Origin of the sequence: Mesorhizobium sp. WSM2240, assembly GCF_040438645.1 — a bacterium.
Taxonomy (GTDB): Bacteria; Pseudomonadota; Alphaproteobacteria; order Rhizobiales; family Rhizobiaceae; genus Allomesorhizobium.
In genome coordinates, this window is record NZ_CP159253.1 from 3103933 (window position 1) to 3129362 (window position 25430).

Sequence of the window (25430 nt, forward strand, 5' to 3'; positions counted from 1 at the left end):
CATAGGTGTAGACCTCCTTTGGAGTGGGGCTTCACAGCGCAGTGATTTGAGCGGTGAAGGGTAGATACGGCCAATGGTTAATCTTGACCATATAGGTGGCAGGCATCGGCGAGCTAAGGGTCAGCGTTCCGCCTTCGATCGTATGAGTGACGCTGTCAATCGCGACCTCCACCGGGTCCGGCAGGCCGGCTATGACAGCCTCGTCGATATCGTCGGCCGCGATCTCGGTCTTGCTTATGGAGAACGCCGGCCGGAGGGTCTTCACGCCGGCCAGGACGTAATGAATGATATCGTCCGAAGCCTCGGCAAGAACACCCTGGGTAAGTGGGTCGGTGGCCTGCAAATCCACGACGTCTGACTGGCAGAGGCCAGAGCGAAGAATTTCGCCCGTTGCTAGATCAAACACGGTGTAGGGCACGATCACCACGTCGGGGACGATCGGTCCTTCCTCGACAGGGGTTTCCTCGATTGGCTCCTCGACAGGAGTTTCCTCGGTCGGCTGATCGTTGAGAGGCGGCGGTGGGAGTTCTTCGCTCATTTCTTCACGTCCATAACTCGAAGCATTCTGTTCTCGATGTCAAAGTTTCGTTGATCGTAATAAGCCCGGACCTGGTAAGTTCGCGAACCCGCCGCGACCGCCGTATCCGTGTAGTCCAAGATAAATGCTGTGTTGCCGACATGGACCGAGACGAAGCCATTGTCCGACATGTAGAGGAACTGCCAAATCCTAACAGTGTGAACGAGCACGTTGTCCCTGTAGAGCCGGAGATCACAAATACTACTACTATTGGCGTCGGTGTATTTGAACAGGTTATCGGTGGTCGCAACCAAGTTACACGAGAAGTTGACGCTCACCTTACTGTTTGAGTTGTTGACCGATATGGCGAGGGTCTGGAGTATCCTTTCAGCGCCTTCAGGGCAGTTGACAGCAGCGGCGGTGAATGCCGTGGCGATGCTGGTGATTGCCCCGTCTTTCACCTTGATGGTGTCGACGGCCAGGTTAGCGATGTTCGCGGTCTGCACCTGGAGCGTGCCGATGATCGCCGCACTGATGTTGACGGCGCCGAGAGTGGCGCTGATCGCGGCCAGGTTGGTGACGGTGATATGATTGGCCGTGATCGCGCCATCAACGACCAGTTCCGCATCCATGCGCCGGTTGATGAAGGCGTTGGTGAAATACATATGCCCCGTGCCGCCGCCCGTACGACGGACATACATGTGCATCTTCACGCAGCCAGCCGGGACGGTGAGCGCCAGCGTGCGCCTGTTCCAGGAGCCGGCAACAGGGATCGCATAGGAAATACTGGTATAGGTGGCATCGTTCTTCTTGAAGTAGGCGTAGAGATAGCAGGTGGTTGAAGAATTGACCCAGAAGTCCGCCCCAAGAAGATACTGCTCTCCGGCGCTCACCGGGATGCCAGCCGCATCATCGCGGTAGTCGCCGTGCGAGAAGATCGACACGTCTGATGCATTGTTGTTCAGCAGACAAGCGTGTTTGGCAGGCCAGCTGGTGCTGGCCGGAACCGTAATCGCGGTCGGCGTGGCCCATCCGCGCCAGCTGGACAGGTCGCCCGTACCAAAGTTGCCGTTCGGGATCAGGTTGGTGAAGTTCGTCAGCACCATTTCACGGGCGGTGATCGAGTTCGCCTTGATATGATAACCCTCGACGGCGTCGGCCTTGATAATCGTGGCGTCGACCGCGTTGGCCTTCAGCTGCAGCGTGTCGACGGTATTGGCCTTGATGCCGGAGCCGTCGATGATCGTCCGACCGTAGTTGGCGGTGAGATCGGTGCCACCGCGGTAGATCGCCAGAATGACGTTGTTCGCACCCTGTGCCGTTGCCTGAACCGTGGTGGTCGAGAGCGTGGTCGCGCCCTTGGCCCAGTAGATGTAAACAGTTGGGCCGGTATGGGTGACGGAACCAGCGGTGATTGACGAGAAGGCCGAAGCGTTAGCATCGTTGATGTAGGTGATCGTGCCGGCCGTCCAGGAGAGCTGGTTGGTCGAGGGCTTGTTATGCTCGAACTCGAGCTGCATGATCTCGATGCCCCGCTGGCCGATATTCAGCGAGTTGGCGGTGATCGAGTTGGCGTAGATATTACCACCGTCGATCTTGGTCTGATCGGTGCCGTGCCGCCAGCTGGCAAGCGTCGTCCCACCGGAGATCGTGATCATGCCGGGGTCGATCTTGGTGCTGCCGGCGTTGACGAGTTCGGCCGCCTCCTCGGTGACGACCTCGATCTTCACACTGTCGAGCGCCATCGAGCAGCCGCCCGAGGTTAGGTTGTAGTTGAATAGGATGACGGGCTCGATGAACCGCGTGGTGTCGATCATAGCCTTCGGGGTAGCGATAGTTCCGAGGCCCGACTGCTGCGCGGTGGCTACACCCTTTACGTAGCCGACGAACTCCGTCCATGTAGCACTGGCGATCGACGACTGTGCCTTGGCGCTAAGGACGCTCCAGCCAGTGGCGACGGACGTTCCCGCGGCGTTGAAGCCACGAAGGCCGGCGTATACGGTCCCGGTGTCATCACCGCCAATGCGCTTAATACGGAACGTGACCCGGTAAAGCTTCGAGGGGTCAAAGGCTACCCTGTTGGGGCAATACCAGTAACGGTAACCATCGGCGTTCTGCAAAAGACGCCGGGTGCCGGTTGCGACCGCGTCTGTGCTATAGCTGCCCGAGCCGTAGCCGCTCCCTAGCGTCCAGTCCTGCGAAACGTCGTCGAACAGAATATCCGACTTCGCGACCGAGCCGATTGAACGACCGTCAACGGTGATCGTGTTGGCAAGCGCACTGCCGGCAATTAGTTTCTCGGCGGAAAGATCGCTGATATGCGCGTTCTTGATGATCGCGTCCTTGATCTGCGCCGAGAGCGTGATCAGCTCGCCGGTCGTGACCTTCTCGGCGGTGATCGCGCCGTCTTCGATCAGGACGGTTCCAGAGACGCGGTTGACGGTCGGATTGCACCAATACCGATTGCCGGAGCTCCCGGTGACAGCGATAAGATACATGTGCATCTTGTAGGCGCCGACCGGGACAGTAAATGTCACTCCGTGCCTAATCCAAGATGTAGATGCTGGGAGATATTCTAGTTGGCTCGAATAGGTTCCGTCAACATTCCTATAATAGGCGTACATGCGGAAGAAGTTGACCGAGCCAGCATCCTCCGCGTAATCTATCGCGAAGTAGTATTTCTCTCCTGGAGTGACGAGAATGCCGGCATCAGGGTCATTATGCGCGCCACCGTTCGAGAAGACAGCGGTATTTAGGGTAGAACTTGGGACGTATTTTACGACCTTTCGAGCAGGAGCACTGGCGGGAACACCAGCCGCTCCTGCGTCCTCGACGGTGATGCCGTCTGGATTGTAGTATTCGCTCCAATCACTCAAGTCCCCGGTAATGAACTGCGAGTTCGTTACCAGGTTATTCATGTTGCCGATCAGCAGGTGCTTCGTGAGCACCGCGTTGGACGCGATCTGGTCCGCGCCGACAGCGCCAACCTCGATCTGACCGGTCTTGATCTGGCCGACGATAAGCGAAACGTCGCTGCTGACGATCCAGCCTGATCCATCGGCCTTCTGCTCGTAGATCTTTTGGTCGGTGGTCAGGTAAAAGGTCTTGGGTGTGGTGTCGGTGAATGGTGTAGCCGGCAAGGTGGCGCCCACACCAGGCGCGTAGAGGCCGGCTGCGAACGAAGTCGCGTCGATCAGGCCGGCGAGGTCTTCAGTCGTGATGTCTGTATCGATGTCGACGGTCGTGCCCTCGACACTCGCCGACCAGGCGCTCTTGTTTCCAGAGGTGTCGACGGCGCGGACCCAGAACCAGAGTTGCTGGACGCCCGTGAAGCCACTGATCGGGTTGTTTTCCGAGCGCGAGGTGTAGGTCGCGACGGTGCCGGCATCTGGTTCTGGTGTTGAGGCCGTGTGCTGATAGATCTCGTAGTGCGAGAAGTCCGCTTCGCCGTTGCGGTTGAGTTTGAGCCAGATGACCTCGAAGCCACCGAGAGCATTCAGACCAGTCGGGGTGGCCGGTGGGACTGTGTCGAGCGCCGCCGTGTGGGCGACTTCCGCCGTACGGTTGGACTTATTCTGAGCTTGATCGAACGCCAGGACGGTAACCGTGTAAGCAACGCCAGCCTTGACGGTCCACTCGTATCGAGCCTCGTTGGTCGGGAAGCCGACGTAGTTGCCGGCGCCTTCCTTGATCTCGAAGATGTAGCCGGCGAGGTCGGCCTCGGTGTTGGCGTTACAGGTCGCCGTCAGCTTGCAGACGCCATCGGTGATGACCGACGACAGCACCAGGCCGGTCGGGGTGGCCGGTGCCTCGACGTCGACAACCAAGTACGCCTCGGCGTACACCTCGGCGCTGTAGTTCAGCTCCTGCTTGCCCATGGTATCGAACAGCGCCACGCGGGCGTACCGGCCGGTGTCAGGTGACAGGGGCACCACGACTTGGTTGCCCACGAGCTCGTAGTCAGCCGGCCGGGAGGTCGGATCGATGCCGGAGGTGGGGGAGATCCACACGAGCGAGCCTGCGTAGTCCGCTACGTTATCAGTCGGCCAATTGAACTGGACGCTGCCAAAACCATTCTCGGCCGACACCGCAGGGGCTGCAGGCGCCGGGTTCTTGATTAAGAGGATCGCCGGCTCGGAGGAGTTGCCAAAAAGGTCGAAGGCGGTAACCCTGACCTTCATCTGACGGGTGGCGCCGTCAGCGAACATCTGCGGGCCGGTGTAGGTGAACTTCGGCTCGACGACGAACTCCGACCGGAGAAGCTCCTCACCGCTATCGTAGATCTCGACACGGTAAGAAGCTTGGGCGGGGTTGGGCTCGCCCTTGTTCCACTGCAGATGGGCATCCCTCTCTTCGAAGAGGTGGTTGCTTCCATCAACTCCAATCTCGTTGACCAACACCAGGTTGGTGACCGGAGCCACCTCGCGGACCTCGCCAGACAGATCAATGTCGACATAGGTGATCGCCGAACGCTGCCCCATCATCGAATTGGCCTGGATGCTGAAGATGTATCGGCCCTGTAGGACGTCGGCGAGCTCGAACCGGGTGGTCCGCACATCGCCGTGATACCGCCACGGGTCGTCGTTGAAGCGGGATGCAATCGTGTAGCTGCGCACGAACTTGTTCGGGTGCGCGTCGTAAGTCAGGAGCAGGTTCTGGACCGACCGACCAAGACGAACCTCGGTGCTAGGCGTGAGACGAGCATTCGCCACCGCCGAGAGATTGGTGCTAAATTCCGGGATCTCGACCTGGACCGCTTCGGCCTGACCAGCGGCTTCGGCGTACTTCGTCCGATTGACCTCGAGCCCCGTGATGATGACGCTCTCTTCGCTGTCCTTGCCCTCGCCGGGAGCGATGCCCAGGACGCGGTACGGCTTGGCGTCCAGGCCGATGGAGAACACCGCCTGGTCTGGAAGATCGGTTGGCAACACGCCGACGATCTTGAGAGTCTTGGTCGACACGCCGACCGACGTTGGGTCGATCTCGAACGTGGCAAGCTCGAAGCCCTCGCGGTTGATCACGACCTCATGGTCGAAGCCGGCTTCGAGGTAGACGAAATCACGTAACAGGAGGGTGTCGGAACCGCTGGTGCCGACGATACGCCCAGTGGTCACGTCATCCATTGCGTCGTCGCTGACCAGGATGATGTCGTAGGGTTCGAGATACAGACCCTCGCGCGCGGTCTCGAACGTGACCGTCTCAACCTCGGTCTGGTCGGAGATCAGCTTGACCGTAGCGCGGAAGATAGCCTCATCGGCGTTGTTACAGCCAACTGCAATGAACTCGTCGGGCGCGCGGCCATAGGCGTCGATCATCTCCTGGGACCGGACGCGACGGCGATCCTCTTTGTAGAAGAGAGCGGGGTTCTTGAACGACACGGTATAGTCGTTCTTGCGCCCTTCCATCTCCGTGTAGGAGTATTTGAAGACGCCCTCTTTGATGTTCTCCTTGGCGAACAGGTGGACGGCCGGTGTATCGTTGTCGATGCGCAGCCGAGCGTAGCCGTTGCCATCGTCGAAGAAGCGGCCACCAAAGATGCCGAAGATGTAAGTGGCGAGCTCACGCGCCGTCTGCGGTTCCTGGATCAGCTGGTTGAAGGTGAACAGAGGCTTACCACTGTCGCCACGCTCCAGGTCACACCACACGCCGGCTTCGTAGACGTCAGTCGGTTCGAGCTCGACCGGATAGGTCGAGTTCATGCCGTAGCGGTCGTTCATGACCAGGTCGTTGCCGACGTAGGCCGGGTTGTTGGTGTAGGCGATCTTCCAGGTGCCATCCCAGGCGCCGTCATAGGTGCGGGCAACCGGGTCGTAGTTCGACGGCACCTTGACCAGCAAGCCTTCGTAGACGCCTGAGAATTGAGGCACCGAGGAGAACTGGTCCGTGGCGCGGCCAAGGAGGTGTGCCACAGCCAGGTTGGGGAACAGCATCGGTTCCGCTTTGATCTCCTGGAACGACTCGAACGTCACATCCGTTCGGTCGTCCTCGGTATCCTCGGTGTCGTGCGTGAGCTTGGTAACGCGGATATCGTACGGGACACCGATCCGCGGAACCTTGATCTTCACCTCTTTCACGGCGTTAGATGTGATCTTCTCGTTCATGCGCAGGACGCCGTCCGAGGAGATAACGTTGTGCCCCGCGGTCGGATCGTAGGTGCCGGTGGGGGACAGTGTGGTGACCCAGGACGCACCGTTGAACCAGCGGAGGACCGCATTGTTGTACCAAAGGTCGCCCAGCACCGCCCCAGTCGGAGTGCCGGTCGCCCAGTGGAAGAACCTGCGTTCCGGGATTGCACGGGTGGGGTCGATCAGGGCGATGTAGTTCGCGTCCTCGAACGTGATGTTCACGCGGCCGGTGCCAACCGCCTCGCTCGTAAGATTGTCGGGCGAAAAGAAGTCCGCGTTCGAGTAGAAGCGGAGAGCGCCATTATCATCGAGCCACCAGACACGGTGACCATAGACGTCCGCGAGAGATCTCTCGTCTTCGGTCGGAACTGGCTCGGCAGTCTGATCGTAAAGCACCTGCTGGCGGGCAGCGGTGGTCACTGCCTTGATGTCGCCGCTATGGATGATCGTCAGGGAGTTGGGGGTCTCCTCGGTCGTGGTTCCCTTCTGGGAGTAGAGGATGCCAGGGAGCCACTCGCTCTGGTCCGAGGGCTTGTACTCGACCTGGATCTTGAGCTCCTTGGAGCGCTGTCCCTCGTCGGTACCTCGAAACAATGCGTTGATGACGAAGCGGAGTTCCACCCAGTCGATATCCAGCTGCGTCCCCTGGCGGATGACAGCGATATCCTGCGAGAGCGAGGTGTTGACCGTAACGCTGGTGCTCTGCCCGCCCAGGCGTGGGACGATCAGCTCACCAGTGCTCGAGCCTTTGTGGATGTTGAGGGTGAAGTCGGTGAAGTTTTCGCTGCCGTTCGAGTTGAGCAGCGGGGTCTCGCCGACGTAGAAGTTTTTTGCCGTGCCACTCTTCAGACCCTTGATCGGGCCTTCAGTGAGGCCAAGGATGACCTCAATGATGTCGCTGCTGTAGTAGGTGTCCGGAGTATTTTCCGGAGCGTCCCCACCGCCAAAGTTGCCGGCAAAAGGCTTCATTTATCCCTCGCTCGAAAGGTTCTGCGACCAGCGCTTGCGCATCCAGGCGAGACGATCGACGGCCTGTTCAGGGTCGAACTCCCAGCGGATGAAGTTCAGAGGCGAGCGCGCGTATGGATCGATCAGCGCGACCGGGCAGGTGTAGAGATTGAGGTTCTCCGCACCGATGGTGTCCCCGAAGCTGTCGATCTCCTTGTAGGTGCCGACCTGGACCGCGTGGAACGCCCGCTCGGCGCCGGGGTGTGCCCCCAGCGTGTAGCCGGCCGAGTGAATGTGACCACCGACGTAGATGTCGTGGTTGCCGTCGAAGAGGGCCTTCTTCACGGCACCGAAGTTCTTCAGGTACTGCGAGTTGCCGGGGAAGCCGTGGGTGGCGTAAATCTTGGCCACGCGGTCGTTCGGGAAGCGGAGGCCGACACGAGCACGCCAGTCGCGGGCAGCGCCCACATTGCCGGCCAGCATCTCTTCGAGTATCCGCGACTGGTTCGACCACAGGTCGTGGTTGCCGTAGATGATGAACATCCAGCGGACTTTTTCGAGGAAGTGCTTGACGAGCGCGCGGGCCTCGACGGCGTCGGTCGTCTGATCGGCCCAGAGGCGTGCCAGCCGGCCGGACCAGTTGTTCCACATGTCGCCAAGGCAGGCCGCGAAGAGGCCCTCGTTCCGACCATCGAAGATGTCGGTGTGGCGCATCAGCAGTTCGATATTGCAGCCGTCGCTGTCGACGTGAGGGTCACCAAAGAAGCCGAGGCCGACCGGGCCGTCGAGGTTCACGCGAACCGGGATCAGCTTGTCGTGCATCCGCGCCTGGTTCTTCTTCTCGAAGACCTTGGCACGGCGGCGGATCAGGTCCTCAATGTCCAGCTCCGGCCCGTTGTCGACCGTGAAGGGCTCGTCGGTGTCGATCTCGGCCGGCAGACCGGCCAGGAGACGGCGCAGGGTGCGCTCGGAAATATCGAAACCCATAGAGCGCAGAAGGCGCTCCGCTGGACGGAAGCCCTTGGCCTTGTTAAAGGCGTCGAGCATCGTTTTTTGATCAGGTCGCATCAGTCTTCACCATCCGTTTGAATTGCGTCCGTGTCGAAGGAGAGGTAGTGGCCATAGACCAGGTCCTCGCCGTAAAGGATCGGAATGCGTGTTCCGATCTCCACCGTATTTCCAGGTGCGCCCAGGTATCGGGACTTCAGTTGCTTGTCCTCACTGTCAGGGGTAGGCATCAGGAATTGAGCGATGCCCCCAAGGAACATCAGGGCGCCGACTTGCATGAGCCACGGCATGCCGATGAAGAACCCGACCGCCACGAGGGCAGCGCCGAGCAGGATCTGTATGAAGCCGCCCTTCTTGCCCCCGGCGAACTGTGGGACCAGGTGGACCTCGCCGTCCTTGGCCGGACGGTAGAGATCCTCTATCTGCTCGCAGCCTACGACAGTGACGCGGTGACGCCCGCGGACGGCGTTGGGTTTGAAACCGGGGAGTTGGCGCGTTACGAGCGCAACGGCTTTAGCGACAGTATCTGCGACAACCTCAATCGGGCCTTCATGAAAGTTAGCAAAGTATCCGTGTAGATATACTTTAACCTTCATCAATCCATTGCTTGTCGACGAGGACGCGACCTTTACCGACCTTGTACGACGTGACGCCGTCCGTGCCGATAATCAGATGAGTCCACTGGGGATAATTGCGAAAACCATACCAGTCGTTGTTGGAGAGCGTCGACTTGGCGTTCGGATGTGTGTGCCAGGAAGCTACCGCATCCTGGTATTTGATCAGGTCGGCGCCGGAGACCTCGAACCCCTCGTTGGCCTCGACGCAGATGTTTTCGACTTCGACAATCTCCCCATTCGGGAGGACGAAACCGACGCGCTCCGCGCCGTCAGTTCGTTTCGCTTTGAGGTCCGGAATGAGTTGCTCGAAGTTCATCCAACAATTTCTGCTTCTTGGGAGACAGGAAGCTGCGGATGTCCGCGACCTCTGTTTCCAGAACGGCTAGATCGGGAACATCCTTGTGGCGGTAGACCCCAACACAGGTGTTCCGAACCAGTCCTTTGAAAGGCACGGGACCCTCCGAAAGTCTGTTGTAAAGGTGGTGGATGATGCGACCGTTTTCAACGAAGATGGCGCAGTGATTTCCAAAACCGGAGTCGATCGCTGAGACCACAACGTCGCCGAACTTGTACTGGCTCGGATGAACGTTTAGTTCGTAGAAGCCGGCGTCTCTTGAGCTGTCGAAAAAGAGATTGAGGCCGGTCTGCCAGAAGTCGTCCGGCCGCGCATAGTTCGGCAATTCGATCTGGAATACGTCTCGGTAGAAGTCGCGCAGGAGCGCGTAGCAATCCTGCTGTTGCCAAATGAACTTGCGGCCAAGGAGGTGTTTGTAGTTCATCAGCGGAGCCTCACCATGGGGAAATCAGGGGGAATGAATTGGCGCGCTGGCAGACGGACGTTTGGGCCTTCCGACATCGAGCGCAGCTCCATCGTGATGGACTGGCCAGCAGTGACGTCGGCGATCCTAGAAACGTACCACATGCGCTGCTGGAAGATCGGCACGTCGGCCTCGATATGCGCCAGCAAAACACGGCGCCGGATGATGGTGGCGCGATCGAGGAGACGCTGCCGGACGAGCGAGTTGAACAGACCCTCGGGGTTGATCACCTGGAGTGTCGGTCTTGACTCCTCGTCCTCGGCCGATCGCTTCTCGCCAGAAATTGCGATGCCGAACATCTCGTAGAGGTTCCCCTGCCAGGTTCTGGTGATGCTGTCGGTGAAGCGCAGGGTGACTGGTTCAGTGCGGAGCTGGATCTCGAACAGATCAATATGGGCGTCGGCCGTCAGCTTCTGCGCGTCGGCCATATGGGAAGCGGGCTTGTTCATACTCATGGCTGCAACAACAGTTCAATTTTGAAGGGTTTGACCTGACCACGACCCTTCTTGATCCCCTCGGGGATCTTCAGGGGCGTGGCGAAGCGGACGGAGACGGTCCCGAGCCGTGGGTGCGGGTAGTCGAAGGGCTCGTAGAGCCGGTGGTCTTCATAGAAATCGACCAGCGTCTGCATGTTGAGCTTCGGGTGCGGAGGGGTGCTGAACCACATCGCCTCGAAGTTCAGGATGAACTTGATCTGGTCCGGCCCCTTCGGCTTGGAGGCGAATTGGTAGCCGCCACCAAACTTCATGGTGGTGGAGCTGACCGGGTACTCCTCCTCGATCGTGTGGTAGGGGAAGTCGAAGACTGCCATTACATCTTTCCTGTGTTGATCGCCTTGATCAGGGTCCGCGTCACACCACGGCGGCGGATGTCGTCGCTGATGTAGGCCACCACGTCCTCGGGACCGATCTGCTGCTGCTCCTCGGGAAGGACCGCCCAGATGTTGATTGGCCGGCTGTCCTGCGCCTCCGGCTGCGGGATCGTGGGCATACCGCTGGCTATCTTGCGATTGCCGAGAGCATTGACCTTCTCCAGGGCGTCACGGCCGATCTGGTTCACGGCCGACGTGCGCAGGATCATCTCGCCAGGCATGACGGAGCGGAGCTCGCTATCACGGAACGGGTTGTTGCCGGAGACGTACTCGCCGTTGGCTGCGCGCTTGATACCAGCGACGAACTGGCCGGTGGCGGCGCCAGCGCCGAAGAGCATTCCAAGGAAGCTGCCAGCCCCGCTGCTCGCGCCGCCCATCAGCGATTGCACGAGATTGAAGGCGAGCTGCTTGGCGATCATCTGCATGAGCATCTGGATCACCGACAGGCCGAACTTCTTGAAGGCTTCCTCGGCGCTCTCGGTGCCCATGGCGAGATCCATGAACAGCTGCGAGAAACCGGAGGTTAGGGTGTCGAGCACCGTGCCCCAGGCCTGACCGGCACGCTCGGCAGCGGAAATCATATCTCCGTTCTGATCCATCAGGCCGTTGCGCATCATCCACGCACGGTTCGCGGCCTCGATCGACTGGGCGAGCGTGATCTCACCACGGGCTGCAGCCTCGGTGTCAGACGTGTTCTGCCGGCGCGCGTTACCCAGGCTCTGCTCGACCGAATACTGGCGTTCCTTAAGCGCCTGCACCTGCTGGGAATTGGCACCGTACTGGCTCTCGGCCGCGGCTACCTGCTGAAGGATGTAGGCGTGGAGCTGTTCGAGCTGGTTCAGCCGCTCAACGGCGGCGGCGCGTTCCTGCAGCTGGACGTTCTTCTCCAGGCCGGCGACGTCCGCGTCGGTGAAGTTCTTCGCGTAGAGCGGGTTCTGGGCCGCTGCAAGATTGGCCTGCGCGTCCTGGAGAGGAGCGTAGGACTGGTTCTCGATAGCCGCCTGGTAACGATCGAGCAGCGTCACGACCTTGCCGGTTAGGCCGGCTTCCAGGTCGGTCGTGAGATCAGCGAGACGCTCCTCAAAGCCATCGGTGCCCTTGTTCTTGACGGTGAAGGCCTCGATCTCCTTCTCCATCATCTCGGCCCACTTGGTGCGGACCTGGTCAATGATGGACTGGAGCGCCTCGGGGTTCTCGGCCTTGCCAGACTGCGTCATGAGGGTGTTGATCTGGCCCTCGATCGCCTGGGCGGCGCTGTCGAGGATCTTGACCTGGCGCTTGACGCTAGCCTTACGCTCCTTCTCGCCGAACTCCTTGACGGTCGCCGTGGAGTCAGCAGTCAGCTTTTCCGTTTCGGCGTCTAGCGCGGAGCCGGCTGCGTCCATGGGGCGCTGGACGAGATCTTTGGTCTTCTCCAGGTGGACGGAGGCCTTTGCGACGATCGTGTCGAGGAACTGCGAGACAGTCTGGTTGATGTTGCCGCCGTTCTTGTGGACAGCATCGGAACCCAGCACCGACACGGCGTTGCCGTTGAGATTGCTCAACGCCTTCTTGTAACCAGCCTGGCCGAGCAGGTGCGAACCGTAGTAGTCCTTGAACGACAGCTGCGTGGAGCCGAGCCCTTCCTGGGTCCGGCGCATGTCCTTCATGCCGGCCTCGATCTGCATATCGATGTTGTTGCGGCCGGAGCGAGGGAGACCGTGGCTGTCCCAGTTCCCATTGGTGTTCTGGTAGATGCCAGCTGCCGATGACATCGGGTTCTTGGCACTCGGGTTGAAGCCGCTCTCGAACGACGCGATAGCCAGGGCGATGTGGGGCGGGATGCCGTTCGCGTTGGCGGCGGCAATAATCTTCTTCTGGATGTCGTTCGCGCTGGCGCTCGGCAGACCGCCCACAGTGAAGGCGCTGTAGTCGTCGGAGACGGTGACGCCGGCAATCTCGCCGGCCAGGGCTTTGGCCTTCCGATCCAGCTCCTCAAGCTTGGCTGCGACCGACTTGATATACTCGACGGTGGAGTTCTGATCGACCGTGTTGACGAGATTGCTCATCTCCGTCTCGACGTTGCCGAGCTCGGTCTCCAGCTTCTCAATGTAGGTCTTGTTGACCTCTTCCGCGAGCGCGGCGCGCTTCTCGATCACCGTGGTGACGAGTTCGTCGCGACGATCCCTCTGCTCATCCGCGATTTGCTTCTTGGCGATCTGCAGATCGGCGTCGGACTTGCCAACGTCCTTGTGTGGGTCGGTTTCGAACAGATCCATCTCGATCTTGGCCAGCTCGTCGTTGAGCGCGTAGAGCCGATCCTCGATACGGTTGACGTCGAACTCCGTCTTGGCCTTGCCGAGTTCCTTCTGGACGCGGCCGATCTCTTTGTTGAGGTTCTTCTTCTGCTGTTCCAGCAGGTAGGCCATGAAGTCGGTGTAGGCCGCGTTGGCGTCGGCCGAACCCTTCTTCATGGCGTTCTTCAGCTTCGCCTCGTCGTTCTTCAGCGAGCTGCTGTCGATCGCGGCCTTGATCTCCTCCTCGGTGAAGCCCTGGGCGCGCATCTCTTCCGCGGCCGACTTGAGGGAGGCTTCGATCGTATCGAGCTGGACCTGGAGACCGGTCTGGAGCGCGTCGTAGGCCTCCTTGGCGCCGATGATCGAGTCTTCGGTGCGGACGACGTTGGCCAGGCCTTCCGTGAGGTATTTTGAGGCCTCATCCTCGGCATCCTGACCAGCCTTGTAGCCAGTGGTACCCTGCAACACTGCAGACGCGCGCTCACCGGCCTTCATATCCCGCTGCAGACCCAGGGACTGGATATCGATCAGGCTGGACGCAAGCGGCTTGAACGCCGTCACGAGCTGCTTGACGAAGTTCAGGTCCTGACGAAGGGCGATAAGTTCGGGACCAGCGCCGAAGAGCCCCGCTTCGTCGGACAGCGGCTTGATCTTGTTTTCGAGATCAATGACGAGCTTCTCCAGGATCGCCTGAAGACCTTGCGCTTCCTGGCCGGAAAGGTCGGCCAGGTTGGTTTGACCAGTCAGTGCGCGGAAGGCCTCGGCGACCTTGGGACCAAAGGCTGCGAGCACGTCGTCGTTGAACGAGGGGACGTCACCCGAATAGACAGCCCCGTTATTGCCGAAGCGCGACGAGGCGGCAGCGCCAGCAATGAAGCTACCCTCACCCTTGGTGTGGTCAGTAGCAGCGCCACGGAGGACCGCGATGCGTTGATCGAGCTGGGCCGTCAGGAGGTCGATCTGCGCGGGCAGATCGGCGACCATTTCGCCACGTAGATCCTTCATCGCCTCAATGAGATCGGCGACAGAGCTGGTCGACACATCAACCGAGCCGGCCAGCTCCTGGAAGCTGGCGACGATTTCCATGATCTTAGTCTTGCGAAGGCTACCGTTTCCTTCCGCTTCGAGGCTGGCCTGCTTCTTGATCAGGTCATCCATCGCAGAGTTCAGGCTGTCGATACGATTGGTCGTGCCATCGACCTGGGCCTGGTATTCGTTCTGCTTGGCTTCCAGGGCGTCGAGCTGGGCCGCGGTTCGGCCGGCTGTGTCCCCGAAGCGCTGGAGCAGTGTGATGCCAGTCGTGAGTGCTGCGAGACCCAGGAAAACCGGGTTGGCGCTCATGGCCGCGGTGAGCAAACGGACCCCGCCAGCTGCTCCGGTAGCCGCCGTGCCGATGCCAATGAGGCCGAATACCAGCTTACCGATGCGGGCGATGAGAAGGGCCGAGACCAGGCTTGCGAAGACCGTACCCACGATCTCAACGACCGGCCCCATCTGACGCAAGGTGCTAAGGACCTCGGACCCGCCTTCCACCACGTCCTGCAGGGTGGCGAGGAACGGCTTGAAGGCGGTGTATGTCAGCGCGCCCAGGTTCGAGCCGAAGTTCGCCGCCGTGTTGGCGAGCGACTGCATCTGGGTCTCGTTCGCCTTGGCGGCGGCGTTTGACAGGATGAAGGACTGGCGCAGCTGCGCCATGACGTCCACGTTGTTCGACAAGGCCGTGTAGGCGGCGGCGGCACGCACCTCGAAGGCCTCGAACGCACTCGTGGTATCGAAGCCGGCAGCGCGAAGGTTCATCAGAACGCCGGTCAGGCCGTTCGTCTCAACGTCGATATCGGCCATGGTCAGGCCGAGGGATGCCATTTCCTTCTTCAGGTTCTTAGAGGGAGCCATCAGGTCGACCAGCAACTGCCGGAGGCCGGTGCCGATGGTGGAGCCCGAACGGATACCAGCGTTGGCGAGCGCGCCGACAGCTGCCGTGAGTTCGTTGTAGGAGACGCCCGCGGTGGCCGCGATGTTACCGGCGTACTGGAGCGAGAGGGCGAGCTGGTCGAGCGTCAGCTTCGACTCGTTGAGAGCCGCCGTGAAAACGTCGGACAGGTGGCCAGCTTCGGACGCCTGGAGATTGAAGATGTTGAGCGCGGACGTGACGACGTCCACAGCGGCTTTCAGGTCGGTGCCGGCAGCGGTGGCCAGCTTGGTGACAGGCTCGATCGCCTCGGCGACCTCACCGGCCGACATACCGGCCTGGCCCATGAGGGTGGCGGCTTCCGAGACCTCAAGCGCCGTGAACCGGGTCTTTTCCGAGACGGAGAGCAGACGCTCTTCCATCCGAGACATCTCGGTGTTGGTCGTCGCGGTGATGGCCTGGAACTGCCGGAACTCCTTGTCCAGCTGGGTAATGAAGTTGCCCAGGTAGAAGCCGGCGCCGTACACACCGCCGACCGCCATGTAGTTGCTCATGATGCCGGCTTGCGACATGAACTGGTTGGCGCCACCGTTGAGCTGCCGGCGCTCGCGCTGTTTGGAGAAGCCGTAAGCAGCGTCACCCATACGGGAGCGTTCGTTGCGGTCACTCATACGCTGACGGAGGAGCTTCTCCTCGGTGGCACGATCGGTGAGTGACCGCTTGAGATCCCGCAGATATGCTGCGTTCGTCTCGTCGAAGTAACGATCCATCAACACCTTGGTGGTGCTGCGCATCTCGTTGATCTCGCGCTGGAACGCAGCACGATTGGCGCGGCTTTCCATGCTTCCTTGGGAATAGTTGGAGAGATAGGCTCCCCTTGTCGCTGCGAGCTTGGCTTCTTGCCGGCCAGTGTCCCGCCCCTTGGCGCGGAGTTTCGAGATCTGGGTTTCCAGGGTCTTGATGTAGGCGACGTAATCAGCAGCCTCCTTGCGGAGAGCCTGCTGGATCATTTTGGCTTCGTGAAGAAGTTTGTCACCGACCTCTTCAACGGACTTCTCAACCCGCTTGGTCTCGCGGACGACGTCATCGACATTTGCCGTTACATCGTAATGAACTCCGTTCTTATCAATTGCCAATATGGCCCCCTAATGTCTGGAACGCCGAGGTCAGTTCCGCCCAGCTTCCGATCTCTTGAACATCATCGTCGTCCTCATCGCTCGCTCCACCGAGTGCCTTCGACACGACCGTTGCCAGGTTGTCGAAGTGCTGTCCTAGTTCCGCGACCTTCTCTTCTGATGCCAATCGGACCAGCGTCCTGAGATCTTCGTGGGTGTAGTCCCAGTAGACCTCACGCAGGCGGCTTGGTCTTACTTTGAGCGTCCAGACGATGGCTTCTTCGAAGGAGAGGCCTGTAAGCCATTCAGTGAAGACACGTCCGCTGTGAGACTTTCGAGCTGGCCCTTCAGACCCTTCACTCGCTCCATCGAGCGCACGAAAAAAGAGATGGCATGATCCACCTCCCATGCCAGGAGGGCTTCAATGTCGGACATGGGGATATCGAGGTCGTCAAGCTCGACCACTTCGTCGATGATCTTGCCGGTCTTGCTACGCTCATGGAGCGCGGTGATCAGGACGGCCTCACGCAGTTCTGGGTTGAAGTAGACGCTTGCTGCGACGGCCGGATCACCCATGAGGGCGGTGATCGTGTTCAGCAAACCGAACGACATAAAAATTTCGCGCGGCTTGCCGTCTTGGGTAATTTCGAAGCGGTCTTTGAGGTCGGACATGTGGTCTCCTAGAACGAAAAAGTCCTCCCCGATGATGTAGTAATCGGGGAGGACTTGTTCTACGGAGTTTCGGAAATTAGCGGGCCAGCAGGACCGCCTGGGCCTGGCCATATTCCGAATAGAACGGATCGGCCATGACCATCTCATAGGGCTGCATCTCGAATGGCATGTTCGAGAAGTTGTCCGACGCGAAGGAGACGCCCAGACCGCGGGTCACCTTGACCTTCGGCAGCAGGATCGTGAAGGGCGAGTTGTCCTTCGGCAGGATGCCCGTCACCTTACATGCGAGGTCCGGCTGCGTGACCGACGTGCCGATGTCGACACGCTTCAGACGACCAACGCGGGTGCCGATCGGGAAGCTCATACCAGCGGGGACTTCGAAGCCCGCAGCCGGCGTAATCTCCGGAGACGCCGGGACCGTGATGTCGATCGCGCCGACCTTCACGACATGGACGTAGTCGTCCTGGCCCTTCTGGAGAAAGATGTAGTCGCCCACGGCGATCGGGGCAGTCGTCGCCGCAGCGAGCGTCAGCTCCGTCGAGGCGTCGTCGGCTACAGCCGCGAGAGCAGACCACTCGTCGACAACGTCGTAGCTCGTGCCCGAGGCGTCCAGGCCAGCTGCGAACGCGAGGTTCTTTGCCGTGAACTCGTACACTTCGCACGAGGTCCGCAGGCCTTCGCCGGTGCGTACCGACATCACGACCGCGTTGCGAATGCCCTGGGTCAGCTCGGTATATTGAGCTTCACCGGTGAGCTGGAAGTTCTTGACGAGACCGATCGAGTGTTCGGTCGGGTTGAGGGCGTGAAGGTCAGCGAGGGGTCCAAGCATGACGGTCGCCGTCGACAGCATGAACTTATTCGTTTTGGCGTTACCGGCCATGGGTTTCTCCTTTGTGAAATAGGCACTTGTTAGGTGGTAACGACGCCTTACATGCACAACGAAGCTGTGCAGCATAATGGTGTAAAATGAAGCGCATAACCCTGAACGTGGACGACGAATTGAAGGAGCTGTTAGAGCGTCGTGCTCACTTCCTTCGGCGCTCGTTGTCCTCGGAGATCGTCATTCTTGTCGAGACCGCTCTCGCACAGGAAGACGAAAGCAATCGAGCCATTCTCCAGGCGACCTATGCCAGTGGGTCGACCAACGCCTCGATCTGAATAAACTGCATGGCCCTCTGGCTGGTCCTCGATAACGGCGCCACAGTCACGCCGTCGATTATTTTCATCCAGCTATAGGCCTCCTCGGTCTTGCTATCGAAGACCGAGATCCTCGTCCCCGTTGAGAGCGACTTGAACAGGAAGTCGATCATTTCCCGGTGGATGAACAATCCCTGATCATTGTATGAGCCCAGGCCTACCACGAAGCTTGCGTGGTACATCTCCTGGGACTGTTGCTCCAAGGCGAGCGAGGCCGGCCCGACCAGATGAACGGCCGGCAACTCTTCAATGTTCGCATGAGCTTCCCAGTCGATCATCTCAATACTCTCGGCCGGCGTGATACCGTTGGCGACGATCATGCTCCTCTGCTGATTGATGTAGGCCGCGATGGACGTCCAGACGTTCATGTAGGTCATTAGCGGATCTCCGAAATTCTGTGTTTGTTGATCGTCTGATCCACGGCGCGTGGGACTCGGACTGTGAAGAAGTACGCCAGGGCGGGTTCAAGCAGCGGGCGATAGATCGGGCCGCGCTTTTCTCGGCTGACGGAGCGGCCCCGATCGGTGAGCGCCGGCCCCATCAGTTTCTGGATCGATTGGCTGCTCAATCCCATGCGTCGGGCGAGATAGGTGATGTCCGACTTGGTGGTCGACATGTCGTCGAAGATGTCCTCGTTCAGGATCGAGGCGATGCGGTTTGCGCGGGACTGCGAGAAGAGGTTCACCTCGATCTCGGCGATTTTGTAGATCCGACTGCCGCCCGGGTCGTGATAGTACGGTCTGATCCTCACCGGGCCGTGGGTCACCTCACCATTCGGCTTACGACCGACCATGCCCTGGTTCATCTTGACCAGGTGTGCTCCGACGTTTGCTTTGATGTCCTGACGCAAACCACCCTCGTGCAGAAAGAACCGGTTCTTGTTGGCCGACTTCCGTCTGACGGTGCTCAACGAGAGGTTCTTCCAGTGTGCTTCGATCTCGCCCTCGAACTTGTCGATCGGGGTGGTGCCGTGACCAACGCCGGCTGGATGGCCGATCAGATGCGTGGCGATGAACTGGCCAACCTTGCGGAGCTCCCGATCGACCCCTTTCGCCACCTCGGCGGCGAGGACCGCAGCCTCGACACGGAAGAAGGCGCGCTCGTTAGCGGCGCGGATCGACTTCGCGAGCTCGCGGGCGATCGTCTCGGCGGCGTAGCCAACGTCCTGGCCGACACCCCCGTAGCTTCGGCTGATCGATGCAGCGCCGACAAGGCCGTCCAGTGGTTGGCCTTTACGCAGAGAGAAGTTGACGGTGACTTTGGCTCTAGCTGATTTCGCCATAGGTCACCCCGAGGGCCGTGTCGATCCGGCGAACGATGGCATCGTCCACTCGGTCGCCGAGCGCGAGCTCCGCAGAGGTGAGGATGCGACGGGTCTCTTCGGCGATGTTGGTCACCGAGTCAGGGAACTGCCGGCCGGTCATCTCAACCAGGCAGGGGATCAATCCCAGGTCCTGTTCGGCGCTCTCGCGTGAGAGGCCGGTCAGGGTGTCCTTGCCAGTGGTTGCGCGCTTCCAGGCGAAGTCAGCGTTCACCTTAAACAGACGAAAGGTGAAGTGCCCGCCATGTTGGGAGTGCCCGTGGCTGGCGACGATGTATCGCTGGCTCAGATCGTCCAGGATGATGTTGCGGGGCGACACGATCCCCTGAACCGTCGTGCGGAGCATGAGGCGCGGGATCGAGAAGTCGTAGGACGGGATCTCCCCTTCCTCGACCGGCATGATGGTGCCGTAGAAGGGTTGCCCGTTCTCCTTGACGATGGTGGTCTGGAAACGGAGCGCTGCGGACTGGAGGCTGGGCATGCTGTTACCCCGTGAATGGGTCGGCGTCGGTGGTGGTGATCATCAGGGGGAAGCCTGGATCGACAGCCGTGGGGTTGATCACCGCCAGGGCGTCCGACAGACGGCCCTGGGCGACCTTCTGCAGATCGGAGAAGTCCTTGCGGGCGTTGCGACGGAACGACAGGGCGCCGTCGCTCTCTTCCATGGCGACCCGATTGGAAAGGCCGGGGATCACCTTGAGAGCGGCGTGATAGAGGATCGCCTCATTGGCTCGCAGCTCGGCTTGCTCACCGGAGGTGAGAGCGGCCGACATCATAGCGCGGGAGGTCGCGAACTCGAGGTCCAGAAGCGACTGGGCCAGGTCGATCGAGCCGTCCGGCAGCTCGTTGGTATTCACACCCAGGAAATCGCGGACGTCCTGGGGACGGACGGTGTATTGGATGGCCGGCACCAGCCGGTATGGTTCAGAGACCGTGAAGCTCGCACCGCCGCGCAGGGCGGTGATGGTCACGAGACGACGGGCGAATGAGGTGGCGATCTGGTTGTGTTCGGCGGGGACCGTCACATAGACGCGGAGATCGGTCGGGCCGGTGACGAGGTTCTCGGTATAGAGCTCCGTGCCGTCAGGGCCTGAAACGGAAAGCACCGCCGATCCCTGGTCGGGGATGGCGGGCTGGCCGTTCATGATGAAGTTGACCGGCAGGGTTACGGCCTTGCCGGCCTCGAAGGTGAGCATTATTCGCCGGCCCCGTTTTCGTCGGTCTCATCGGTCTCGTCGGTCTCGGCGACCTTCTTGCCTCGGCGCTTCTTCGGCTTCTCGACGGCTTCCTTGCCGAACTCGGCCAGGAATGAGTCGATCGCGAGCGGCATGTCGCCCTTGGCTTCGGCCAGGTACGCGATGAAGTCGGCGTCGGTGGCCTCGTCCTTGAGCTCGCCATGGACGCGGATCTGGGCGCGGCCGATGCGGTCTTGGATGAAGTTCGAGTTCTCGATGACACACGGCCGATTGGCGCGGAGCAGCTGACCCTTGTAGGAAAGGTCCAACAGCTGGAAGCTACCCTTGGTCTCTGCGAGTAGTTTGATCATTTTTCTCATTCCATGAGAGGAGACCCGCCGCCCCGGAGGGCGGCGGGATCATCCATTAGGCCGCGGTGTAGTCGAGGATCGACCGGGTGTCGCCGAACGCCAGCTTGTAGCCGGTGTTCTCGGACTTGGTGAAGGTGATCGACTGGTTGGTGATCGCACGATCGGTCTCTTCGATCGTCGAGCCAGCCTCGATCAGCTCCTCCAGCGTGTCGCCCTTCGACATACCGATCAGCTGCTTGTCCGTGGCCGCGCTCGACAGAGCGAAGTTCACATGACCGTTCAGGATCGGAACGCCACCGATCTGGAAGCCGGACGCCGCCAGGTTCTCCGCATCGGTACGGCTGTTGTTCGAGGTGGGGATCGCGAACATGAGCAGCCAGTCGATGTAGGCATCCCAGTTGCCGACAACGGTGTCGACCGGGGTGCCGGCGCGGGCGCGGGCAACGAACCAGCGGAGCAGCGCTTCGTAGTTCAGCTTGCCGGTCGTTGCAGCAGCGACGAAGCTCGACTGAGCCACAACCGGGGCAGCAGCGTTGACGCCGTCACCGTTGATCAGGATGTTTGTCGCGGCGCGAACCTTCGACAGCTCCTTCTCACGGTCCATACGGTTCACGTACGGGACCAGCGTGTCGATGCGGGCGCGACGGTCGAACTCGTACGAGAAGCGGTAACCGCCACCGTGCTTGTAGAACTTCACGCTCTGTTCCGACATGCGGATCGTCTTGATCGGGAAGCGGCCCAGCTCGGCGACCGCAGACACGACCTGGTAATCGTCCGCAGCGTCGTCGACCACCGTCGAGATCAGTTCCACACCAGCGATGGTGCGGCTGGAGCCCACGAGGGCGCCGGTGTTCTCGATGGCTTCCTGGCGGTACTTCCACTTCACGACGTCGTCCACGACCTCGGGGAAGATCGCGCGGGCGCCGGGGAAGGTCTGGAAGGTATCCGAAGCCGCTTCCAGCACGATGCCACGCTCGAAGTCGTTGCGGATCGGCAGGTTGAGCACGGTCAGTGCGGCTTCGTAGCCGGACAGGTAGCCCTTTTCGTCACGATAGCGCTTGTCGGCTTCCTCGGAACCGCGCACGTCGATGGCGAGGTTGAGGTAGTCGCGCATGCCGAGGCCAAAGGACTTGGCTTCAGCGAGCAGTTTGCGGCCGGCCGTGGCGGACTCGGTCGCGTTTTCCGACTTCAGGGCGGCGAGGGTCTCAACGCCCCGACGCTTCACCTGGGAGAGAGGATTGATGTGCATGTTCTGTGTTCCTCGTTTCGTTCTGGGATTAGACCTTGATCACGACGGCGTTCGTGCCGATGATCTCGACGACGTAGTTCTCCGCGTGGTTCGGAGCGGCTGCAGGCTTCACTTCACCGCCACCGGCGCCCACGACCGTCGAGCCAACGGCTACGCCGGAAGCTGCTTTGATCGGGAGGGTGTTGGCGAACTGAAGCTCGACGGCGCCGACCTTGGAGCCTTCGACAGTGCGATCTTCGAAGGAGGCGAGACGACCGATGATCGTTTCACCATCCGCAGCCAGCTTGACCGTGTTGGGAGCAGCCGTGTCGAGCGACACAGCCTTACCAATGTCGTCCTTGGTGGTCGCGGCGTTGAGGTTGAAAGTGAGCGACGAGACTTCCCAGTGGAACCCGCGCAGCGTGACGTTCTGGTGGTTGTACATGTGTGACCTTCCTTGTTACCGTTAGCGGCGGGTCCTGAACGAGGTGATCGCGAGCTCGGCAGACTTGACTTCGTCTTCCGCGCCGCGGGCTTTACCACCGGCTGCGAGGGCGGCTGCGAGGCCGGCCGACGTGTCGGTGATCTTGGTGACGACATCCGCCAGTTCGGCCGGTACTTCGGCGTCGACCTGGCCATTGGCGGTCAGGATCTTCTTGCAGATGTCGCGAAGGGCTTCGTCAGCCGCCGCCAGGGCAGCTTCGGTGCCTTCGTTTTTCGTCTTCAGCTCGGCGAGCTCGGCCGTTACAGCGGGCGCGGCCTGGACGGCAGCTTCGAGCTTCGTCTTGAGCTCGTCGCGCTCGGCCGTCAGGGTCGCAGTCGAGGCCTTGAGGGTTTCGTTTTCGATGGCGGTCTTTGCGCTGTCACGCTCGACAGTGCGCAGTTCGGCGAGAAGTTCTTTGACGTCCATGGTGGGCTTATCCATTGTTGCTGTTGCGGTGAGTGCGAGGTGGTGAAAGTCTGCGTTTGCAGCCAGTCTCTGCATGGGGGCCGAGAAATGGCTTTGGTCGCTGTTCACGATCCGCGCGTTTTGGGCGCCACCCTGGCCGACGAGAGAGATCTCGAAGAAGGCCTCCAGGCCGACCATTTTGCAGTAGACGCCGTTCTCACCGACCTTGTGCCCATCAGGCGTAGTGCCGGTGAAGATGTGCTCGATGCTGGACTCAGCAGCGAAGAAATCGAAGCCATCTGCGGAGCAGATCATCTGCTTGGGCAGGATGCCCACGGAGACCTGATCGACGGTTCCATTGTCGACGGACTTGATCTTGTCCTCGTGGGCCTTCTCGATCCAGAAGAGGACCCGCAGCTCGGTGTCGACACCATCGACCACCTTGCCATGAAAGATGCGGCCGATCGGCAGTTGACTGCCGTCGTGCATGATCTGGACCGGCCGGCTCTCCAGTTCGAGAGCCAGGGCCATCTCCAGCAGGAATGAGCGCTGCGCGACCGCGCCGTTGTACAGCGGGTGACGCTTGCGGAGGGGACGGTTGTTGAGGGCGATTGCTTCGAAGACGGCCACATCGTCAACCGCCGCGCCTGCGCGCGTGAGTAGAGCGATGATGTCGGCGGTCTTGGAAATCTGTTTCACGACAAGTCCCTGTTTGTTGTAGGGCATGTCGTGTCTTGTTGGTCAGGAAGCAAATCCGTAGTGCATCATTATGATGCAGCAAGCATCACCCCTCATAGGCTAGGCGAAGGGTCTCCAGATGCGCGGTGTTCTGCGTTGCCATGGCGATGTGCATCCCAGAATTTGGGTGTGTTCCGTCCGCAGTGGACGCTGCCTTCCATCGATCACGGAAGGTGGCATCCACCTGCGCGTCCTCGAGATCGAGGAAGCCGTCAAGGTTCGGATCGGACTCGATGGCTGCAGCGATCTGTGTGCGGGCGTAGGAACGCCACGAACCACCGGTTTCAAAGCCTTCCCGAGGCGTCTGGTTCCCCACGGTTGCCCAGCCATCGGTGCTGTTGGTCTTGGGCGACAGGGAGATCTGTTCGACGTGATAGATCCCTGCTCCCTTGAGGAGAGCCCAGGTCTGTTCGAACCGTGTAATGGTGGCCTCCACCGTCTCGCCGGTCGAATAGTCGTTGCCTCCGTGGCCAGCGAAGGCGTGGGTGACATACTGCATTGCGATGAGACGTTTGGCGTTGCTTTCCACGAAGATCTTGGCGGTCTCGCCGCCCTTGGCCAGGGTGAGGCGCGCAGCCTTCACGTCGAAGAGAGCACGGCGCATGTAGCCGCCGCCATTGCAGTCGGGGGAGCCGTCACCTGCGTTGTCATCTTCACCGAACTCGATCGATGCCCCTATGATGCCTGCGGCCATCATTGGCGTCACTGGTCGGCCGAGGATGCAAAGGGGAAGCCAGACGTGCGTGACAGCGGTCCAGCCGCCACTCGCTGCTGGATAGCCGGTGGTGTCCAACTGGTTCAGCGTGGTCGAGCCAACGCCGCCCTGTAGATAGCGTTCGTTGGGGACCGGGGTCTGGTAGGCCGCTGTTCGGTGGAACATCGCGTTGGCCCCGACTGCGAAGTCACGCTCTGCCCTGATCCACACCTCGGCTCCCTTGGGGAACACCTCAAGGCCAAACGTGGCGGGCAGGACCGCATCCGAGATTAGGCAGGGCTCGCCGGGGTTGACCACGCCGTCCCGCTGGCCACCGAAGAAGCCTTGAACGGACATACCGTTGTACTCGACATTGAAGCGAACCGTATATGGGCTCGTGGCGTCGACCTCCCCCGTGGCTCCGAGGTAGTAGCCCTGAAAGGCCAGCCGAAGCTCCGACACATCAGCGTTGCCGATGTAGTGCCGGGTGCGGGCGAAGTTGCGGTTGTTGGTCGATCCGCGAGCGCCGACCTCAGAGGTGTAGCTCTCGCCGCGCGTGCCGACGACCTGGAGGGCGCGCACTGCGCGACGTGCCTTTCTGCGAACGAGGCCAAGCCCCAGCGAAAGACCAATCATCCGTCGATTACCGCGAGTTTGTGGCCAGGTGTGCCGGCCAGGGTCACTGACGAGCCGTCCAGGAGAAGCAGACCTGTGTCGACCGCGGCTACCGGCGCCACATCGAATGCCAGCCACACGTTGCCGCCCGAGGCGGTGATCATCCAGAACTCGTCGGGCGAAACGATCGCTTCGGCGTTGACCTGGGAAGCTGCGGACGTGGTGAGCGTCTCCGCGCTCAGAAACTTGTCACGAGCGACCGGGACCGCGCCCACCCCGTGGGATTGCTGGGGCGCGCTGGTTCGGACGATGTTCAACTTTGCCAT

The 25430-nt window shown here is 60.6% G+C and carries 22 protein-coding genes; all 22 read right to left on the reverse strand.

Going from position 1 to position 25430, the window contains the following annotated elements; translation table 11 throughout:
* Positions 1 to 31 precede the first annotated feature (31 nt).
* Positions 32 to 538, reverse strand: a complete 507-nt coding sequence (locus tag ABVK50_RS15320; protein ID WP_353640748.1) for a hypothetical protein — start codon at positions 536 to 538, stop codon at positions 32 to 34.
* Positions 535 to 7611 (reverse strand): phage tail protein, encoded by a 7077-nt coding sequence (locus ABVK50_RS15325; protein WP_353640747.1) that lies wholly within the window; start codon positions 7609 to 7611, stop codon positions 535 to 537. Before ABVK50_RS15325 ends, ABVK50_RS15320 begins: the two co-directional genes overlap by 4 nt.
* Entirely contained in the window at positions 7612 to 8577 is a 966-nt protein-coding gene (locus ABVK50_RS15330) for a hypothetical protein (protein ID WP_353645776.1), read from the reverse strand.
* Positions 8578 to 8657: 80 nt separating this feature from the next.
* Positions 8658 to 9194, reverse strand: a complete 537-nt coding sequence (locus ABVK50_RS15335; protein ID WP_353645775.1) for a hypothetical protein — start codon at positions 9192 to 9194, stop codon at positions 8658 to 8660.
* Entirely contained in the window at positions 9184 to 9531 is a 348-nt protein-coding gene (locus ABVK50_RS15340) for a hypothetical protein (protein ID WP_353645774.1), read from the reverse strand. The genes ABVK50_RS15335 and ABVK50_RS15340 overlap by 11 nt, the downstream gene beginning before the upstream one ends.
* Complete coding sequence (locus ABVK50_RS15345; protein WP_353645773.1) at positions 9485 to 9994, reverse strand: NlpC/P60 family protein; 510 nt, start codon at positions 9992 to 9994, stop codon at positions 9485 to 9487. Before ABVK50_RS15345 ends, ABVK50_RS15340 begins: the two co-directional genes overlap by 47 nt.
* Complete coding sequence (locus tag ABVK50_RS15350) at positions 9994 to 10461, reverse strand: hypothetical protein (RefSeq protein WP_353645772.1); 468 nt, start codon at positions 10459 to 10461, stop codon at positions 9994 to 9996. Before ABVK50_RS15350 ends, ABVK50_RS15345 begins: the two co-directional genes overlap by 1 nt.
* Positions 10462 to 10484: 23 nt before the next feature.
* The gene (locus ABVK50_RS15355; protein WP_353645771.1) at positions 10485 to 10844 is read right to left on the reverse strand and encodes a hypothetical protein; all 360 of its coding nucleotides are present in this window, start codon (positions 10842 to 10844) and stop codon (positions 10485 to 10487) included.
* Positions 10844 to 16099, reverse strand: coding sequence for a phage tail tape measure protein (locus ABVK50_RS15360; protein WP_353646951.1), 5256 nt, complete (start codon positions 16097 to 16099; stop codon positions 10844 to 10846). Before ABVK50_RS15360 ends, ABVK50_RS15355 begins: the two co-directional genes overlap by 1 nt.
* 115 nt (positions 16100 to 16214) lie before the next feature.
* Positions 16215 to 16391, reverse strand: a complete 177-nt coding sequence (locus ABVK50_RS15365; protein WP_353645769.1) for a hypothetical protein — start codon at positions 16389 to 16391, stop codon at positions 16215 to 16217.
* A gap of 65 nt (positions 16392 to 16456) precedes the next feature.
* Positions 16457 to 16876 (reverse strand): hypothetical protein, encoded by a 420-nt coding sequence (locus ABVK50_RS15370; protein ID WP_353645768.1) that lies wholly within the window; start codon positions 16874 to 16876, stop codon positions 16457 to 16459.
* Positions 16877 to 16952: 76 nt separating this feature from the next.
* A complete protein-coding gene (locus tag ABVK50_RS15375) occupies positions 16953 to 17756 on the reverse strand; it encodes a hypothetical protein (RefSeq protein WP_353645767.1) in 804 nt (267 codons plus the stop codon).
* A 244-nt stretch (positions 17757 to 18000) separates the two neighbouring features.
* A complete protein-coding gene (locus tag ABVK50_RS15380; protein WP_353645766.1) occupies positions 18001 to 18450 on the reverse strand; it encodes a hypothetical protein in 450 nt (149 codons plus the stop codon).
* Positions 18450 to 19355: a hypothetical protein gene (locus ABVK50_RS15385; RefSeq protein WP_353645765.1), complete on the reverse strand. Its 906-nt coding sequence runs from the start codon at positions 19353 to 19355 to the stop codon at positions 18450 to 18452. The genes ABVK50_RS15380 and ABVK50_RS15385 overlap by 1 nt, the downstream gene beginning before the upstream one ends.
* On the reverse strand, positions 19339 to 19875 hold the full coding sequence (locus tag ABVK50_RS15390; protein WP_353645764.1) for a hypothetical protein: 537 nt from the start codon (positions 19873 to 19875) through the stop codon (positions 19339 to 19341). Before ABVK50_RS15390 ends, ABVK50_RS15385 begins: the two co-directional genes overlap by 17 nt.
* A gap of 4 nt (positions 19876 to 19879) precedes the next feature.
* A complete protein-coding gene (locus ABVK50_RS15395; protein ID WP_353645763.1) occupies positions 19880 to 20590 on the reverse strand; it encodes a hypothetical protein in 711 nt (236 codons plus the stop codon).
* Positions 20590 to 20940 carry a hypothetical protein gene (locus ABVK50_RS15400; RefSeq protein WP_353645762.1) on the reverse strand — a complete coding sequence of 117 codons (351 nt, stop codon included), beginning with the start codon at positions 20938 to 20940 and terminating at the stop codon, positions 20590 to 20592. Before ABVK50_RS15400 ends, ABVK50_RS15395 begins: the two co-directional genes overlap by 1 nt.
* Before the next feature lie 55 nt (positions 20941 to 20995).
* Positions 20996 to 22189 (reverse strand): hypothetical protein, encoded by a 1194-nt coding sequence (locus ABVK50_RS15405; RefSeq protein WP_353645761.1) that lies wholly within the window; start codon positions 22187 to 22189, stop codon positions 20996 to 20998.
* A 28-nt stretch (positions 22190 to 22217) separates the two neighbouring features.
* Positions 22218 to 22613, reverse strand: a complete 396-nt coding sequence (locus tag ABVK50_RS15410; RefSeq protein ID WP_353645760.1) for a hypothetical protein — start codon at positions 22611 to 22613, stop codon at positions 22218 to 22220.
* 21 nt (positions 22614 to 22634) lie between these two features.
* Complete coding sequence (locus tag ABVK50_RS15415; protein WP_353645759.1) at positions 22635 to 23783, reverse strand: hypothetical protein; 1149 nt, start codon at positions 23781 to 23783, stop codon at positions 22635 to 22637.
* Between the two features lie 58 nt (positions 23784 to 23841).
* The gene (locus tag ABVK50_RS15420; RefSeq protein ID WP_353645758.1) at positions 23842 to 25125 is read right to left on the reverse strand and encodes a hypothetical protein; all 1284 of its coding nucleotides are present in this window, start codon (positions 25123 to 25125) and stop codon (positions 23842 to 23844) included.
* Complete coding sequence (locus tag ABVK50_RS15425) at positions 25122 to 25430, reverse strand: hypothetical protein (protein ID WP_353645757.1); 309 nt, start codon at positions 25428 to 25430, stop codon at positions 25122 to 25124. Before ABVK50_RS15425 ends, ABVK50_RS15420 begins: the two co-directional genes overlap by 4 nt.

Bases quoted from the DNA above. Each gene is read 5' to 3' on its own strand.
- ABVK50_RS15360 (WP_353646951.1), bottom strand. From the start codon at position 16,099: ATGATCCAGCAGGCTCTCCGCAAGGAGGCTGCTGATTACGTCGCCTAC.
- ABVK50_RS15395 (WP_353645763.1), bottom strand. From the start codon at position 20,590: ATGCTCACCTTCGAGGCCGGCAAGGCCGTAACCCTGCCGGTCAACTTC.
- ABVK50_RS15385 (WP_353645765.1), bottom strand. From the start codon at position 19,355: ATGGCGAAATCAGCTAGAGCCAAAGTCACCGTCAACTTCTCTCTGCGT.
- ABVK50_RS15425 (WP_353645757.1), bottom strand. From the start codon at position 25,430: ATGGCAAAGTTGAACATCGTCCGAACCAGCGCGCCCCAGCAATCCCAC.
- ABVK50_RS15400 (WP_353645762.1), bottom strand. From the start codon at position 20,940: ATGATCAAACTACTCGCAGAGACCAAGGGTAGCTTCCAGCTGTTGGAC.
- ABVK50_RS15330 (WP_353645776.1), bottom strand. From the start codon at position 8,577: ATGGGTTTCGATATTTCCGAGCGCACCCTGCGCCGTCTCCTGGCCGGT.
- ABVK50_RS15415 (WP_353645759.1), bottom strand. From the start codon at position 23,783: ATGCCCTACAACAAACAGGGACTTGTCGTGAAACAGATTTCCAAGACC.
- ABVK50_RS15410 (WP_353645760.1), bottom strand. From the start codon at position 22,613: ATGTACAACCACCAGAACGTCACGCTGCGCGGGTTCCACTGGGAAGTC.
- ABVK50_RS15345 (WP_353645773.1), bottom strand. From the start codon at position 9,994: ATGAACTACAAACACCTCCTTGGCCGCAAGTTCATTTGGCAACAGCAG.
- ABVK50_RS15420 (WP_353645758.1), bottom strand. From the start codon at position 25,125: ATGATTGGTCTTTCGCTGGGGCTTGGCCTCGTTCGCAGAAAGGCACGT.
- ABVK50_RS15375 (WP_353645767.1), bottom strand. From the start codon at position 17,756: ATGGCCGGTAACGCCAAAACGAATAAGTTCATGCTGTCGACGGCGACC.
- ABVK50_RS15320 (WP_353640748.1), bottom strand. From the start codon at position 538: ATGAGCGAAGAACTCCCACCGCCGCCTCTCAACGATCAGCCGACCGAG.
- ABVK50_RS15335 (WP_353645775.1), bottom strand. From the start codon at position 9,194: ATGAAGGTTAAAGTATATCTACACGGATACTTTGCTAACTTTCATGAA.
- ABVK50_RS15405 (WP_353645761.1), bottom strand. From the start codon at position 22,189: ATGCACATCAATCCTCTCTCCCAGGTGAAGCGTCGGGGCGTTGAGACC.
- ABVK50_RS15390 (WP_353645764.1), bottom strand. From the start codon at position 19,875: ATGCCCAGCCTCCAGTCCGCAGCGCTCCGTTTCCAGACCACCATCGTC.
- ABVK50_RS15350 (WP_353645772.1), bottom strand. From the start codon at position 10,461: ATGGCCGACGCGCAGAAGCTGACGGCCGACGCCCATATTGATCTGTTC.
- ABVK50_RS15370 (WP_353645768.1), bottom strand. From the start codon at position 16,876: ATGTCCGACCTCAAAGACCGCTTCGAAATTACCCAAGACGGCAAGCCG.
- ABVK50_RS15325 (WP_353640747.1), bottom strand. From the start codon at position 7,611: ATGAAGCCTTTTGCCGGCAACTTTGGCGGTGGGGACGCTCCGGAAAAT.
- ABVK50_RS15380 (WP_353645766.1), bottom strand. From the start codon at position 18,450: ATGACCTACATGAACGTCTGGACGTCCATCGCGGCCTACATCAATCAG.
- ABVK50_RS15340 (WP_353645774.1), bottom strand. From the start codon at position 9,531: ATGAACTTCGAGCAACTCATTCCGGACCTCAAAGCGAAACGAACTGAC.
- ABVK50_RS15355 (WP_353645771.1), bottom strand. From the start codon at position 10,844: ATGGCAGTCTTCGACTTCCCCTACCACACGATCGAGGAGGAGTACCCG.